Source organism: Paenibacillus provencensis, assembly GCF_042678545.1.
Taxonomy (GTDB): Bacteria; Bacillota; Bacilli; order Paenibacillales; family Paenibacillaceae; genus Paenibacillus; species Paenibacillus provencensis.
The window spans coordinates 2,346,962-2,361,729 of the sequence record NZ_JBHTKX010000001.1 but is presented as its reverse complement, the minus strand read 5'-3'; the positions used below and the strand labels follow the sequence as shown (position 1 = coordinate 2,361,729).

Annotated in this window: 14 protein-coding genes; 9 read left to right on the top strand and 5 right to left on the bottom strand. The window is 45.8% G+C overall.

The window, feature by feature from the left end; genetic code table 11:
* Positions 1 to 4: 4 nt before the first annotated feature.
* The 8 genes from hemE (at position 5) to ACFQ3J_RS11295 (ending at position 9,097) form a co-directional block, all read left to right on the top strand.
* Positions 5 to 1,063 carry a uroporphyrinogen decarboxylase gene (gene hemE / locus ACFQ3J_RS11330; protein WP_091154753.1) on the top strand — a complete coding sequence of 353 codons (1,059 nt, stop codon included), beginning with the start codon at positions 5 to 7 and terminating at the stop codon, positions 1,061 to 1,063.
* Positions 1,064 to 1,089: 26 nt separating this feature from the next.
* Complete coding sequence (gene hemH, locus ACFQ3J_RS11325; RefSeq protein ID WP_251581736.1) at positions 1,090 to 2,034, top strand: ferrochelatase; 945 nt, start codon at positions 1,090 to 1,092, stop codon at positions 2,032 to 2,034.
* A gap of 226 nt (positions 2,035 to 2,260) precedes the next feature.
* On the top strand, positions 2,261 to 3,628 hold the full coding sequence (locus ACFQ3J_RS11320) for a CapA family protein (RefSeq protein ID WP_091154759.1): 1,368 nt from the start codon (positions 2,261 to 2,263) through the stop codon (positions 3,626 to 3,628).
* A 23-nt stretch (positions 3,629 to 3,651) separates the two neighbouring features.
* Complete coding sequence (locus ACFQ3J_RS11315) at positions 3,652 to 4,404, top strand: glycerophosphodiester phosphodiesterase (protein ID WP_091154762.1); 753 nt, start codon at positions 3,652 to 3,654, stop codon at positions 4,402 to 4,404.
* A gap of 42 nt (positions 4,405 to 4,446) precedes the next feature.
* Entirely contained in the window at positions 4,447 to 5,073 is a 627-nt protein-coding gene (locus ACFQ3J_RS11310; protein ID WP_091154763.1) for a fumarylacetoacetate hydrolase family protein, read from the top strand.
* A 247-nt stretch (positions 5,074 to 5,320) separates the two neighbouring features.
* Complete coding sequence (locus ACFQ3J_RS11305; protein WP_251581735.1) at positions 5,321 to 6,136, top strand: DUF92 domain-containing protein; 816 nt, start codon at positions 5,321 to 5,323, stop codon at positions 6,134 to 6,136.
* 59 nt (positions 6,137 to 6,195) lie between these two features.
* Positions 6,196 to 8,124, top strand: coding sequence for an ABC-F family ATP-binding cassette domain-containing protein (locus tag ACFQ3J_RS11300; RefSeq protein ID WP_251581734.1), 1,929 nt, complete (start codon positions 6,196 to 6,198; stop codon positions 8,122 to 8,124).
* A 34-nt stretch (positions 8,125 to 8,158) separates the two neighbouring features.
* On the top strand, positions 8,159 to 9,097 hold the full coding sequence (locus ACFQ3J_RS11295) for a hypothetical protein (protein ID WP_251581733.1): 939 nt from the start codon (positions 8,159 to 8,161) through the stop codon (positions 9,095 to 9,097).
* 129 nt (positions 9,098 to 9,226) lie between these two features.
* Here ACFQ3J_RS11295 and ACFQ3J_RS11290 read toward each other — a convergent pair whose 3' ends face one another.
* The 4 genes from ACFQ3J_RS11290 to ACFQ3J_RS11275 form a co-directional block, all read right to left on the bottom strand.
* A complete protein-coding gene (locus tag ACFQ3J_RS11290) occupies positions 9,227 to 10,264 on the bottom strand; it encodes a M42 family metallopeptidase (RefSeq protein WP_251581732.1) in 1,038 nt (345 codons plus the stop codon).
* Between the two features lie 77 nt (positions 10,265 to 10,341).
* Complete coding sequence (pepF, locus tag ACFQ3J_RS11285; RefSeq protein ID WP_091159039.1) at positions 10,342 to 12,132, bottom strand: oligoendopeptidase F; 1,791 nt, start codon at positions 12,130 to 12,132, stop codon at positions 10,342 to 10,344.
* A 244-nt stretch (positions 12,133 to 12,376) separates the two neighbouring features.
* A complete protein-coding gene (locus tag ACFQ3J_RS11280) occupies positions 12,377 to 12,559 on the bottom strand; it encodes a hypothetical protein (RefSeq protein ID WP_091154775.1) in 183 nt (60 codons plus the stop codon).
* Between the two features lie 5 nt (positions 12,560 to 12,564).
* Positions 12,565 to 12,798 carry a hypothetical protein gene (locus ACFQ3J_RS11275; RefSeq protein WP_091154777.1) on the bottom strand — a complete coding sequence of 78 codons (234 nt, stop codon included), beginning with the start codon at positions 12,796 to 12,798 and terminating at the stop codon, positions 12,565 to 12,567.
* A 163-nt stretch (positions 12,799 to 12,961) separates the two neighbouring features.
* Between ACFQ3J_RS11275 and ACFQ3J_RS11270 the strand changes: the two genes are divergently transcribed.
* Complete coding sequence (locus ACFQ3J_RS11270) at positions 12,962 to 13,159, top strand: cold shock domain-containing protein (RefSeq protein ID WP_047909861.1); 198 nt, start codon at positions 12,962 to 12,964, stop codon at positions 13,157 to 13,159.
* Positions 13,160 to 13,300: 141 nt separating this feature from the next.
* On the opposite strand, the gene ACFQ3J_RS11265 is transcribed toward ACFQ3J_RS11270, so the two are convergent.
* Entirely contained in the window at positions 13,301 to 14,638 is a 1,338-nt protein-coding gene (locus ACFQ3J_RS11265) for a multi antimicrobial extrusion protein MatE (protein WP_251581731.1), read from the bottom strand.
* Between the last annotated feature and the right edge of the window lie 130 nt (positions 14,639 to 14,768).

Sequence of the window (14,768 nt, the reverse complement as noted above, 5' to 3'; positions counted from 1 at the left end):
AGAAATGGCATATAACGATAGGTTCATCAGAGCAGGGTATAAACAACCTGTAGATCAACTTCCAGTATGGTATATGAGACAAGCTGGGCGTTACGATCCCGAATATCGCAAGGTCAAAGAGAAGTACACTTTGCTTGAGATTTGCAAGCAGCCGGAGCTTGCTGCCGAAGTAACCCTGATGCCAGTACGTAAATTGGGTGTAGACGCGGCAATTCTATATTCAGATATTATGAATCCGGTAGCCTCGATCGGAATTGATTTTGATATTGTGAAGGATGTAGGTCCTGTTATTCACAACCCTATACGGTCTTCAGCAGATGTGGAGAAGCTTCGTCCAATTAACGTTGAGCAGGATTTGTCGCACATTATGGAGACGATACGTATTCTGGATAATGAGCTTACCGTTCCTCTCATCACTTTTGCCGGCGCTCCGTTTACTATTGCGAGCTATCTGATCGAAGGACGTCCTTCAAAGGGTTACATTCGAACCAAAGAAATGATGTACAGTGAACCGGCAGTCTGGTTTCAATTGATGGATAAGCTCGGCGATATGGTTATTACTTATGTAAGACATCAGATTCAGAATGGCGGTAAAGCATTTCAGGTATTCGACAGCTGGGTTGGGGCGTTATCTCCTGCAGATTTCAAGGTTTATGTGCTGCCGACCATTACGCGCATTTTTGACGAGTTATCTGATCTTGATGTTCCAAAAATTTATTTTCCAGGCGTCAGCTCGGGTGAGCTGCTTCCCACACTTTCAGACATCAAGGCGAATGTAGTCGGCTTGGATTGGAGAGTATCCATTAATGAAGGTCGAAGAAGACTGGGGAATAAGTTCGCGGTTCAGGGGAATCTCGATCCTTACGTGCTTACAGCACCTATTGAGGTTATTAAGAAGTATGCGAAAAGTATTATTGATGAAGGAATTCAGCAGCCTGGATACATATTTAATCTGGGACATGGCTTGTTTCCCGAGGCTTCCATTGACAAGCTCAAGGAGCTGACAGATTATGTGCATGAATACTCAGCCGAAGCGCTGAAAGTACAGAATGTACACATATAAACAATAGAGACAAGGTGGGAATTACTATGAGCAACCAAGTAGGCGTGCTTGTCTTGTCATACGGCACACCCCAAAGCATGGAAGACATAGAGGCGTATTATACACATATTAGAAGAGGGAATAAGCCATCTGAGGAGCAGCTTCGCGAGCTCACTGAGCGATATGAAGCCATTGTCGGCGGGGTCTTCCCTCTCCGTGAGCATACGAACAGTCAGGTTGAATCGCTTGAGAAGACGTTAGCTCAGGATGAGAGAACTTCCGGGATTCAATTCCGTTGTTACCAAGGATTAAAGCATGCGAGTCCGTTAATTGAGGACGGAGTGGATGCCATGGCTAAGGATGGTATTAAGAGAGCGGTTGGTATTGTTCTTGCCCCTCACTATTCCATGATGAGCATTGGGTCATATATCAAAAGAGCACAAGCGAAGGCTGAAGAGCATGGGATTGAAATGAGCTTTGTTGAGTCCTATCATCTGCATCCGAAGCTGATTGAAGCATTGTCTGTACGCGTGAGTGCCAAGCTCGATCAATTTGAAGAAGCGGGAGCGAAGCGGGATTCGGTTCGAGTTCTGTTCAGCGCGCACAGCTTGCCTGAGAAAATCGTAGAGATGGGAGATCCCTACCCGGATCAGCTGCTTGAAACCTCCAAGGCAGTTGCGAAGCAGGCGGGTATAGAGAACTGGCAGTTTACTTGGCAAAGTGCCGGTCAGACGGCCACCCCTTGGCTTGGACCTGACATACTCGATACTCTGCAGGTGCTGAGTAAAGAACAGGTTGAGGATGTCTTGGTGGCACCGGTAGGTTTTGTATCCGATCACCTTGAAGTGCTGTATGATCTGGATATTGAAGCGAAAGCAATCGCAAAGGAGCTCGATATGCGTCTAATGCGGATCGATTCACTCAACAATGATCCATTGTATATGGAAACACTGAGTGACTGCGTAATTAAGTCATGGCAAGGCAGAAACTGAGCTTATTGTTACAGCTATAGGGGAATATAAATAAGAGATATGCTAAATTAGAGGGCTTGCATCCATTACGGATGCAGGCTTTTTTTATTCTCAATCTATGGGCAGCCTGAGTATAAAGCCGGATTCAAGAAATATCCTTTAACTGGTATAATAGATTTGGATTTTAGTAGAGTCAATTTCATAACAATTTCATAACTCAATGAAAAGGGGAACAAAAGGAGAGAATATGCTGCCGTCAAGATCAGAGAGGCATTCGGCTGCGAAAAAAGAGAAACAGCGCAGAAGAAGCAAAATGTGGGTTACATTGAACGTTGTCCTTATTTTATGCATCGCAGGTATTATCATATACTTCAATTTAGTAGGGGGTCTAACAGGTCCTGTTGAAGATGCGGACGTATACTCATCTAGCAGTGAGGAGAGCCGCGATGAGCAGGAGTCGAATAAGACCGGGAATACAGCGGAGGAGGATAACAGAGAGAGCTCCTCATCAGAAGATGACCATCCGAACCATTCATTATCAGAAGATAAGGAGCTGAACGAAGCTTCACAGGATGAGACTCCACCCGCCTCCGAGCAAGCGGAAGAGAATCCAGACCCGAAGTCTGGTGAGGTCGAACCCGCCGATAATTCCGGTGAGCCTGCGGATGGAGAATTGGTTGTTATGAGCTTTGCGGGTGATGTACAGTTCTCGGGCAAAGTCGAGGAATTGCTTGAGAGGGAGGGCTTTGATTATCCTTATCAACATCTGGGAAGTCTCTTTCAGACCGATGATCTAACCTTCATCAATCTGGAAACACCGGTGACAACAGGAGGAGAGGCCGCGCTTGGCAAATCCTACGTTTACAAATCATCGCCGAAGGCCCTTGAAGCGATGACGGAAGCAGGTGTGGACATCGTCAATCTAGCAAATAATCATATATTGGATCAAGGGCAGGCTGGTCTTGCGGATACACTTAATTATCTGAAGGATTATCAGATTAAATATGTTGGCGCTGGTATGGATCGAAAGAATGCCTATGCCCCCGTTTATTATGAGATCAAGGGAATGCGAATTGCACTGCTCGGCTTCACAAGAGTAATACCTGAAGCGGGCTGGCGAGCTGAATCAGGAAAACCCGGCGTTGCCGATGCATATGATAGTACAGATGCTGTTAAGGCGATTGAGCAAGCGAGAAACGATGCGGACCTCGTCGTTGTCATGTCTCATTGGGGCGAGGAGCGTCAAACGATGCCGAATGATATCCAAACATCGCTTGGACGTGAATTTGTTGATGCAGGAGCAGATCTGGTGATTGGCGGACACCCTCACGTATTGCAGGGACTGGAATCCTACAAAGGAAAATGGATTGCTTATAGCACAGGCAATTTCATTTTCTCAAGATCTACAAATGAGGAAACATGGAGAACCGCTGTATTCCAGGCGAGCTGCCAGAAGAATGGAGCTTGCACGATGAAGGCCATTCCTTATCATGCCAAGCTGGGACAGCCGGTCCCTATGGAGAATGAGGAAGGAACTGCTCTTCTGAAAGAGCTGGAGCTTAGATCGTTTGATGTGAAGGTAGGAGCAGATGGTTCCATTTCGACAGCAGATTAAATTACAGGTGTAAGGAGATGGAGATGAACAATCCTTGTGTAGCACACCGTGGTTATTCCTCACTTGCTCCGGAGAATACAATAGCTGCCTTCGGGCTTGCAATGGAGCAGGCACAGGTAAAATGGATTGAACTGGATGTTCAGCTATCCCGAGATGGTTATCCTGTTGTCATCCATGATTATCGGCTTGAGCGAACGACAGACGGCAAGGGGTTTGTGAAGGATAAGACCCTGCACGAGCTTAAACAGCTTGATGCTGGTAGCTGGAAGTCGAAGAAATATGCGGGCGAACGAATTCCAACCTTGGCTGAAGTACTGGAGCTGGCAAGAGGTAAGATCAAGCTGAACATTGAGCTCAAAACGACAGGGGATATGTATCCTCACATGCCAGCAGCAGTGCTCAGAGAACTGTTCGGCAGATGGAATGAAGAGGATTATGTGATTACTTCATTTGACCGCAGATCACTTGTTAAAGTAAAGTTAATTCACCGGTTTGCTCGAACAGGACTCATCATCAATTCATATCCGCCGGATTTGGCACGTCAGCTTAGTGAGCTTAGATGCGATCTGCTGTCTATAGGATATCCGCATGTGAATAAGCAGCTCATAAGTGACATGAAGAAAGAAGGAATCGATGTTATGGCGTGGACTGTGGATTCGTCCAGAATTATGCGCAATTTGGCAGCAATAGATCAGGACATTATGATGTGTACGAACAATCCGGATTTATGGCAAAAGGCTTTTGCGAAAAAAGCGATGAAATGGTTTAAATCTTAAAAAATTAGACGATAAGGCGAAAGGATGAAGATGAAGATGAAGATGAACTCACAGATCAGAAATGTCTATTGTGTTGGCCGCAATTATCGCCTGCACGCAGAAGAACTAGGAAATGCAGTACCTGATGAACCCATGATATTCATGAAGCCCTCCCATGCGGTAGTGCTGATGGAAGATCAAGAGCTCATGCTTCCGGGGGGCCGGGGAGACATCCATTATGAGGCAGAGCTGGTCGTTAGAATTGGAGCAGAGCATACACCCGGAATGAATGTAGATGTAGTCATCGATGCGTATGCTATGGGTATCGACTTTACACTCCGTGATGTACAGACCGTGATCAAACAAAAAGGGCACCCTTGGACAGCGGCAAAGGGATTCAAAAATTCCGCGCCAATATCCAGATTTAAGCCTGTTCAATCTGTTCAGTCTTTGGCCGATTTCGAGTTTACACTGAATAAGAACGGGGTAGAAGTGCAGCGTGGGAACATTCGCGACATGATTTTTACCATTCAAAACATAGCGGATTATGTTTCGGAACACTATGGACTAGGTCCGGGAGATATTATATTTACAGGAACTCCGGCGGGTGTTGGTCCTGTAGAGTCAGGTGATCGACTGGAGTTAACCTGGGCAAATGAAGCTATAGGTAGTGTTACCGTCCGTTATTAATGAACTTATAGATTGAACAAAAAATTCTTAGTTTACTTTAAGATGATCGGCTCATAACCGAGTATTTACTGCAGTTTGTTTTGTTCAATCTACATCATTCTTGTTTAAAGTTATGGACACGCTTATTTGATCCTTCTTCGGATTGAATAAGGCGTGTCTTTTTATCTATATCTCCCTAAATCAGGCTTTGTCATGGCTGCACATGTTATACTATATTTAAAATAACTATAGAATCAGGAGACGGCAGATGGATTGGATCATTGGAACGCTGTGTGCATTCCTTGTCGCTGGGGCTGCATATTACAAGAAGTCGCTCACTTTATCTGGCGGCATAGCTGCAGTTATAATGGGGTCCGTGTATTATGGTGCAGGCGATCTAGTGTGGTTTGGAACGCTGCTTCTCTTCTTCATAACGTCCACCGTATTATCCAAATACAAGAAGCGGGAGAAGCAGGAACTTGAACAATCGTATGCAAAAACAGGAAATCGGGATGCAGGACAAGTGCTTGCGAACGGCGGGCTTGGTATGGTGCTTGTCCTTCTGCATGCCATATTTCCCCATCCTGTTTGGATATTTGCCTTCATCGGCATTATGGCGACCGTTACTGCAGATACCTGGGCAACAGAAATTGGAAGCTTAAGCTCTAAGCCCCCTCGTTCAGTAAGAACATGGAAGGTCATTCCTCCGGGCTCATCGGGTGGTGTCACTGTAACGGGGAATGTGGCTGCAGCAGCTGGAGCCCTGATGATTGGTGGATGTGCGTATCTGTTTCTAATATTAAGCTCTGAAGCGGATGGATCGATGACTGCGCTTATCGCATTTGCGGTCATCGGAGCGGTATCCGGTTTTATTGGAGCGTATGCCGATTCTCTAATGGGGGCGACCATTCAGCGGATGTATCACTGCACTGTCTGCGGCAAGGACGTAGAGGTTCATCATCATTGCGGGCAGAGCACGGTGCGGGGTAAGGGACTAAACTGGATGAGCAATGACCTGGTCAATCTGTTTAGTTCACTCATCGGAGGCGGTATCGCCATCCTGCTGGGATTATTATTAATTTAGACCTCAGGTACATGGTGTAATCTGTTTATAATCAATAGAGAAGAGTAGGGACATATCAAATGAATATAATGACAGTTGAAAATATATCTAAAAGCTACGGAGAAAAGATTCTCTTCAAAGATGCATCCTTCGGAATGAGCGATCAGGATAAGATCGGGATTGTCGGAGTCAATGGCACAGGCAAATCGACCTTTCTTCGCGTCATTGCGGGTCTTGAACAGCCGGACGAAGGTAATATTGCGATCGGTAATCAAGTAAGAGTTCAAATGCTTGCCCAAAATCCTGAGTTTGATCCGGACATGACGGTGCTGCAGCAAGTGTTTCAAGGTGATACACCTCAAATGCGAGCCGTTCGTAATTATATGGAAACGATGGAGCTTCTCGCGCTCAAACCGAGCGATGAAGCTCTTCTAGAGCGTCTAACGAAGTTGAGTGAACAAATGGAAGCCTATGATGCCTGGCAGCTTGAGAGTGAGGCGAAGACCATTCTGTCCAAGCTGGGTATAACGCAGTATGATGCACCAATGGGATCACTATCAGGTGGACAGCGCAAGAGGGTGGCGCTAGCGGCGGCACTTATCCATCCGTCGGATCTGCTGATTCTGGATGAGCCAACGAACCATATTGATAATGATTCAGTTGAATGGCTTGAGCAATATTTGCAGAAGCGCCGCGGTGCACTGCTCATGATCACGCATGACCGTTACTTCCTGGACCGTGTTGCCAATGTCATGCTGGAGCTGGATCATGGCCGGTTATTTCGTTATGAAGCGAACTACACCAAGTTTCTTGAGCTAAAAGCAGATCGTGAAGAAAGAGAAGCGGCTTCTGAGCAGAAACGCCAAAATTTACTGCGAAATGAGCTGGCATGGATTCGCAGAGGAGCTAAGGCAAGAACGACGAAGCAGAAGGCGAGAATTGACCGCTTTGAACAGTTAAAAGATCAGGAGGGCGTCCAGCGTTCAGGCAATCTGGAGATGTCTGTTGCTTCAACCCGACTCGGGAAGAAAATACTCGAAATCGAAGGCTTAACCAAGAGTACGGAGCACAAAAAGCTGGTAGATAATCTTAGCTATATCGCTGTGCCAGGAGATCGTGTAGGTATTGTGGGACCGAATGGAACCGGTAAATCCACACTACTGAATATGATTGCAGGTGGGATTCAGCCGGATGCAGGTGAGATCATCGTTGGACCTACCGTCAAGCTAGGGTATTTTACGCAAGAACATCAGGAGATGGACGAGAACCTGAGAGTTATTGAATACATCAAGGAAGAGGCAGAGGTCATCCGAACCGGGGAAGGGGAGACGATTACAGCCGCACAGATGCTGGAACGGTTTCTATTCCCTCCTGCAGCTCAGTGGACCTATATTTCAAGATTATCCGGAGGGGAGAAGCGACGGCTGTATCTGCTCCGTGTGCTGATGTCCGCGCCTAATGTTCTGCTCTTGGATGAACCGACGAATGATTTGGATATCCAAACCCTGAGCGTGCTTGAGGCGTATTTGGATGATTTTCCAGGAATTGTGTTCGTTGTATCCCATGACCGTTATTTCCTCGATCGGACGGTTGACAAAGTCCTTGCTTTTGAAGGAGAGGGCCAGGTACGGGTGCATGTAGGGAACTATTCAGAATATGCAGAATGGCTGTCAAAAAACGTACAAAATCAGCAAAAGCCGATCAGCAAAAAAGAAGAGCCTGTTAAGCCTGAATCGTCTTCAGCAGCTGCATCAGAGCCACCTAAGGTGAAGCTGAAATTCAGTTTCAAGGAACAGCGTGAATATGAACTCATTGACAGCCAGATTGAGGAGACTGAACGTAAGCTTGAGTTGATTGCGACTCAGATGGAGGAAGCCTTCAGTGATGCAGCGAGGCTTCAGGAGCTGATGAAGGAGCAGGCGGAAACAGAGAAGCACCTGGAGCATTTAATGGAACGCTGGACTTATCTGAATGAGCTTGCGGAGCAAATTGAGCTTAGCAAGAAGTGAACTACGGATATGAAACAGGAGGCGAGAGGAGACTATGTATCAGGAAGTGAATGAACGACTGGCATTGCTGAAGGAAAAGGGAAGGCTGCTGTCTAAATGGAATTCTCGGCTTGATCATCTAGGGGAGCTTGAGCAGCAAAAAGAAGAGCTGGTAGCCGTACGCAAGGAGCGGCTGGCAGCAGAACAAAAAGATGTTGACACCCTCACTCGCACTTCAATTGCTTCTGTATTCTACAGCATTATGGGTAAAAAAGAGCAAAAGCTGGAAAAGGAAGAGGCTGAGCTCATCGAGAGCAAAGGACTGTATGATGAAGCAGTTCGTGCCTTAAATGACATCCGTGAGCAAATGAAAGGCGCAAGAGAAGAGATTGCTGCACTGTCAGAATGGCAGAACTGGGAGCGGCAATATGATCAGCTGATGAATGAGAAGCAGGATACCCTGCTGGATTCCTCTCCATTCATTCTAACCTCGCTTGAGCACGAGGCTAAGCTGAAGGGCCAGATCAAAGAGGTTGGTGAAGCAGAGAGGGCAGGACATAAAGTGCTGGACAGCCTTCATGAGGCTGAGGAAGCGCTCCGTTCCGCTGGGAATTGGGGAACCTATGATATGCTCGGCGGGGGAGCGATTTCAACCTATATTAAGCATAGTCGTGTAGATGAAGCAGAATCTCACGTTCATGCTGCACAATATCATCTGCGTGAGTTTCAGGAAGAGCTTAGAGACGTAGATCTCTCCATTCAAGGTCATCTAAAGATTGATGGTATGCTGAGCTTTGCTGATTATTTTCTGGATGGGTTCTTCACGGATTGGCTGGTACAGAACAAAATTAATGAAGGTAAAGAGGAAGTTGGCCGGGGGGTAACGGAGGTTAATCGTGTCCTGTCGTCCCTATCGTCAACAAAAGACAGCCTTATGCTTGAACTTGATAAGTTACAGCAGGAGCGTAGAAGCTTTGTAGAAGAGGCTGAATAGCCAGTAGTAGCTGCTGGTGATGACCATTTATCTCATAGCATATAAGAAGGACTCGCCGTAAATAGACCAGGGATTGGTCTGCGGTGAGTCCTTTTATTTTGATGAATGAATTCGTTATGTTCTAACAACCTAGCTGTTAATGTATGCTCCAAGCAATCGAGCCGTGTTGAGAACGGCCTGTTTATGTGTTCTCTCCATTGCATGGGAAGCATGTACACCTGGACCAATCAGAGCTGCTCGAATATTGCTGCCTCCGCGCAGTGCAGCTGACGCGTCAGAACCATAATGAGGGTAAATATCCACTGCATAAGGAATGTCGGCGCTCTTAGCCAGCTCGATCAGACGAGTCGTCATTTCATAATCATAAGGACCGGAGGAATCCTTCGCACAGATGGATACATCGGTCTCCTTACAGCTTAGATCGTCACCCATGGCACCCATGTCAACCGCGATCATTTCGTCTATATCCGAAGGGATATAAGCCGTTCCGTGTCCGACTTCTTCGTAGTTGCTGATCAGCAGTTTAACCTGATGCCTTGGCTTCCAGCCTTCACGCTTTGCGGATTCAAGCAGGGCGAACAAGGCAGCGATACTTGCTTTATCGTCGAGATGCCTTGATTTGATATATCCGCTAGATGTGAATTCTACGCGGGGATTAAAGGAGATGAAATCACCTGCCGCTATCCCGAGATTAAGGACATCCTGTTTGTTCTCAACCCGCTCATCGATCCGAACCTCCATTACACTTTCTTCACGTTTGAAATCTCTTGCTCCACTGTAGACGTGAACGGAAGGCTGAGTAGACATAATAGTGCCGGTATATACCTTGCCACTGCGAGTATGAATCTGACAGTACTCATTCTCAATGGATTGCATCATGAAGCCTCCGATTGAGGTGAGCTTCAGTGTACCGTGAGCCGTAATCGAGCGGACCATTGCGCCTAGAGTGTCTACATGTGCACTTAGCGCGATAGTACGACTGTTGTCTTCGCCAGGCATCGTAATAATGAGTCCGCCCTTGGCATTACGTTCATAAGCGGTACCATGGTTTTTGGCTTCTGCCTCAATCAGCTCCATTATGTGGTGAGTATAGCCGCTTGGACTAGGTGTCTCCAGCAGCTTCTTTAACAAGTCCAGTGAATATTGCTCATTAATTTGAATCGTCATCGTCCGAGATCTCTCCTTCATGTTTACATAATCAAATCCCTTGCCGATGTGGGCAAGGGATCATGGGGAATGAAGCTTTACTTAGTAAGCTGCTCCATTTGCGATATAACATCTTCGAACACAGCCATAGCTTCACGAATCGGCTCAGGAGAGGACATATCCACGCCTGCTTTCTCCAGAATATTGATCGAATAGTCGCTGCCTCCGCTTTTCAGGAAGCCGAGATAACGCTCAACGGCTGGTTCGCCTTCTTCCAGTATTTGCTTCGCAAAGCTGGTCGCTGCCGAGAAGCCAGTTGCATATTTATAAACATAGAAGCTGGTATAGAAGTGGGGAATACGTGCCCATTCCATCTCAATATCCTGATCCACGACCATTCCTTCACCGTGGTACTTTTTGTTCAGATCATAGTATATTTCAGACAGCAATTGAGGAGTCAGTGATTCCCCTTGTTCTGCCCGCTCATGAATAATCTTCTCGAATTCCGCAAACATCGTTTGACGGAAGACCGTAGTGCGGAATTGATCCGCATAATAGGTCAGCAGATACAGCTTCTCTTTAGGATCTGTGGATTTGTTAAGCAGATAATCCATAAGCAATGCTTCGTTTGTTGTGGAAGCGACTTCTGCAAGGAAGATGGTGTATTGTGCATCTCTGTATTTCAGCGCTTTGTCTGAGAAATACGAGTGCAGCGCATGACCCATCTCATGCGTCAGAGTGAACATGCTGTTCAGATTATCCTTATGGTTCAACAGCACGTAAGGGTGAGTGCCGTAAGCACCCCAGCTGTATGCACCTGTACGTTTGTTCTCATTCTCGTATACGTCGATCCAGCGGTCATCATAGCCTTCCTGCAGTGCAGCCAAATACTCTTCTCCGAGCGGCTTCAAGCTTTCTTTTACTGTCGTCTTCGCTTCATCGTAAGTGATGTCCATCTTGTATTCCTCGACCAGTGGCGCGAACAAATCATACATATGGAGATCGTCAGTACCCAGCAGCTTTTTGCGCAAATTCATGTATCGATGCAGCAGCGGCAGACTCTCGTGAATGGTGTCAATCAAGTTCGTATACACTTCCTTCGGAATGTTGTCCCCATAGAGAGACATTTCCATAACAGAAGGATATTTACGTACCGTCGAATAGAAAATATTTTTATTTACATTCGCATTCAGTGTAGCTGCAATCGTATTTTTGTTCTTGGCATAGGTGCTGTACACAGCCTTGAATGCGCGTTTCCGGACTTCACGATTCGGGCTCTCTAGAAACTGGATGTAGCTGCCGTGAGTGAGATCCACTTCATTTCCGTTCTCATCCTTGATCTTAGGGAATTTCATATCCGCATTGTTTAGCATACCAAAGATCGTTTGCGGTGCTTGAGACAGATTGCCAACTTGGGCAAGCAGTGCTTCTTCTGTCTTGGAGAGAACATGCGCCTTCTCACGTTTCATCTCCACGAGCGTGAATTTGAATGGTTTGAGCGTAGGGCTTGCGATTAGGGCGTCTAGCTTATCCTCCGGTAATGCCAGAATTTCTGGCACGACAAACGACAGGGACTCGCTGACCTGAACGCTTAATTTTTTCGCTTTTTGCAGAAGTGATTGATATGTAGGATCGGCTGTATCTTCATCATGATGCATATGAGCGTATACGTACAAGCGCTCGGTCTTAAGTGAAATGTCATCCTCCAGCTCAAAGCAGGACTTTATGCTGTTCTCGTTGTCCAGCTTCCCTTGATATTCCCCAGCCTGCTGAGCCAGCTTCTTGACTTCTTCATATTCCTTGTCCCAGGCAGCTTGGTTCACAAAAATATCACTTAGTTTCCACTGGTTCTCTTCAGGTACTTCACTGCGTTTTAACACTTTACTCATATTCATCCTCCTTTGATGATTATACGATAAAGACAGTTCAGGTCGGTCAGGCTGCGCATATGCTGAAGCGGTCTGAGACAGAATGCATGCAGCTATGATTACAATTGAGATTGTTTTTCTCGCATTCACTAGAGCGTATCCTCCTTATAATAAGGCACTAACGCTTAGTATGACCGACATTATACTGAAATATTTGAAAGGGAGCATTTGTATATGACCAATCTGAAATTTTGAGGTTCAGAGGTTAGCTCCCGAGTGATACCATGCTGTATACAATCAGGATAAAAGCGAGCACAACCATTAACAGCGCGGCGATGGCAAGCGGTCGTCGCAGCTTATCCGGTATGCTGTCTCTCTTGGCGATAATGACAAAGCCGAGCAAGAAGGCGGCAACGATAAAGATGACATAGTTCATGCCAACATCCATTATAGTTACACCTCTTTGAAGGCTTTCATAATCTCGATCCATTCTTCTTCATTATCTTTGTAGTTCTCCTTCGGGAAACGGTTCTCAGCCCATTGCATAAGTGCGGGTCTGCTCATAAAGGTGTGGGTTTCCTCACCCCATTGATCTGAGATTTCACGAAGCACGAGATAGCGCCCTTGAACCTCTACGGTCATCATATTCCACTTGTCTTTTTTGTAAATTTGATGTTTTTTAATCATGTGCATTTCTCCAATTTGCGGTTTTGGTAAAATGATACCTTACCCTTGATGCCAAAGCAAATTATTTTACAAAAACAAAAAAAGTTTAATTGCAAAGTAAAAATCAATAAAGTATAATGTAGATATTCGCCATAGATGGCGGCATTTTTAGGAGGTTGTTCATTTGAAAGGTACAGTTAAATGGTTTAACGCAGAAAAAGGTTATGGCTTCATTCAAGTAGAAGGCGGAGACGATGTATTCGTTCACTTCTCAGCAATCCAAGGTGATGGCTTCAAAACTTTGGAAGAAGGTCAAGCAGTAGAATTCGAAATTACTGAAGGCAACCGTGGTCCTCAAGCAGCTAACGTAATCAAACTGTAAGAATTGTTCCGGTTACCGGATTTCTTATACAAGTTTGTATGAAAGCGAAAAATTGAGAGCACAGTTCCCCCTCTTGGGGGACTGTGCTTTTTTGGTCTTTTCTGTGATTTTATTCACACAAGCTTCACATATATTTATGGATTAAGTATCTACGGATGTGTTCGGTGACGATTTTGATTGTAAGCTTGGCTCGCGATTTGTTCTGCGAATGACCATCCATACGATCAGCAGCTCTGCCAGCAGTCCGATAGATTGAGCCACTGCGCCTATAACTCCGTTCAGTCCTGGGGCGGCAAAGACGAGGATAACGAGTACGATAGTTGTGCATACAGCATTTGCTGTCTGCGAGCGGAACAGGGTCTTGGTTTGTCCCCGTAGGAGGATGAGTCCATTACTGTAATCCAGAAACGGTGTAATGAGTGTGAACAAAATAAAGGCCCTCAAAGTGCGCAAGCTCTCCTCAAGCAGTTCTCCACGAACATTCATTGCATGTTCAAGAAACCAAGGACCCAGAGGTGTATAAGCTACGGTCAAAGTTAGTATAAATGGAATGAACCCCATTGTTAGTGCAAACTGATTTACTTTCTTAGGATATTCATTGTAGAAATTCAATACGATTTGATGAATGTAGGTGAAGAAGCTCAGCATGAGCTGCATGATGCTCCCTGCAATAGCGAATGAAGAGATCGCCAGGGCAATTCCTTCTGTTTTTCCAAGCATGATATTGATGATCGGACCTATAAACATGGCGACAAGGCTCGATAAGAGCAGCGGCTTATAGAAGTAAAATACTTGTCCCTTCATCTTGATGTGGTGCCCTTCTTTGTGTGCAGGCATTTGCTGTACAATTTTACGTCCTTCCAGATAGCTGACTGCAGCTTCGATCAGCATTCCCGCAGCGAAGATAATCGCACCGACCGTACCGCTTGTTACTGTGTCAGTCCATATAAAGTACAGGGATAACGAATACATGCCCGCAAGCCGAATGATCATTCCAATTGTTAACCATTTGGTCTTGTTGTTTGTAATAATGACCCCCTGATAGATATTGCGTATGACAGAGAAGATGCTGACAAACATGAGGATTTGATAAACCTGGATAACCGGTTCGAGAAGAGTTTCATCCACACCAAACAGGTACTTGAAGATCGAGGTTCCAAGAGGTGTGTATACAATAGCACCGCCGAGCAGCAGCACAGCCGCAAGAAATACTTTGGTGACATAAATGAGTGCATGAAAAGAAAGCCGATCCCTGACCAGAGCAGAGCATGTTTGGCGCAATAGGGTAGAGGGCCGTTCAGTAACAGCAAGCAGGCTTCCTGCCAGCGCATAACTTGCGATGACGACCTCGGCATGGTCGGATCTGGCCAGTGTGCTGTTGATAATGACATGAGAGATGGTCACTAGAGAGGCGGATATGCCCAGAGGGATAAAGAAAGTAAGTAGTCTTCTCCACGACAGGGGTTCATCGGATGACATGTTGTGTAATCTCCTTTTTAGATTGAAATATGGAAATTATATCATAAATAGTTAGAGGGACAACCTAATTTTGAAATATGATTCCTGAATTCCTGTGAATAAGTTATGCGCTTCCATATATAGATTAAGA

What these genes read in the sequence shown, in the direction of transcription:
- hemE (WP_091154753.1), top strand. Translation starts at nt 5, where the DNA reads ATGGCATATAACGATAGGTTCATCAGAGCAGGGTATAAACAACCTGTA.
- hemH (WP_251581736.1), top strand. Translation starts at nt 1,090, where the DNA reads ATGAGCAACCAAGTAGGCGTGCTTGTCTTGTCATACGGCACACCCCAA.
- ACFQ3J_RS11320 (WP_091154759.1), top strand. Translation starts at nt 2,261, where the DNA reads ATGCTGCCGTCAAGATCAGAGAGGCATTCGGCTGCGAAAAAAGAGAAA.
- ACFQ3J_RS11315 (WP_091154762.1), top strand. Translation starts at nt 3,652, where the DNA reads ATGAACAATCCTTGTGTAGCACACCGTGGTTATTCCTCACTTGCTCCG.
- ACFQ3J_RS11310 (WP_091154763.1), top strand. Translation starts at nt 4,447, where the DNA reads ATGAACTCACAGATCAGAAATGTCTATTGTGTTGGCCGCAATTATCGC.
- ACFQ3J_RS11305 (WP_251581735.1), top strand. Translation starts at nt 5,321, where the DNA reads ATGGATTGGATCATTGGAACGCTGTGTGCATTCCTTGTCGCTGGGGCT.
- ACFQ3J_RS11300 (WP_251581734.1), top strand. Translation starts at nt 6,196, where the DNA reads ATGAATATAATGACAGTTGAAAATATATCTAAAAGCTACGGAGAAAAG.
- ACFQ3J_RS11295 (WP_251581733.1), top strand. Translation starts at nt 8,159, where the DNA reads ATGTATCAGGAAGTGAATGAACGACTGGCATTGCTGAAGGAAAAGGGA.
- ACFQ3J_RS11290 (WP_251581732.1), bottom strand. Translation starts at nt 10,264, where the DNA reads ATGACGATTCAAATTAATGAGCAATATTCACTGGACTTGTTAAAGAAG.
- pepF (WP_091159039.1), bottom strand. Translation starts at nt 12,132, where the DNA reads ATGAGTAAAGTGTTAAAACGCAGTGAAGTACCTGAAGAGAACCAGTGG.
- ACFQ3J_RS11280 (WP_091154775.1), bottom strand. Translation starts at nt 12,559, where the DNA reads ATGGATGTTGGCATGAACTATGTCATCTTTATCGTTGCCGCCTTCTTG.
- ACFQ3J_RS11275 (WP_091154777.1), bottom strand. Translation starts at nt 12,798, where the DNA reads ATGATTAAAAAACATCAAATTTACAAAAAAGACAAGTGGAATATGATG.
- ACFQ3J_RS11265 (WP_251581731.1), bottom strand. Translation starts at nt 14,638, where the DNA reads ATGTCATCCGATGAACCCCTGTCGTGGAGAAGACTACTTACTTTCTTT.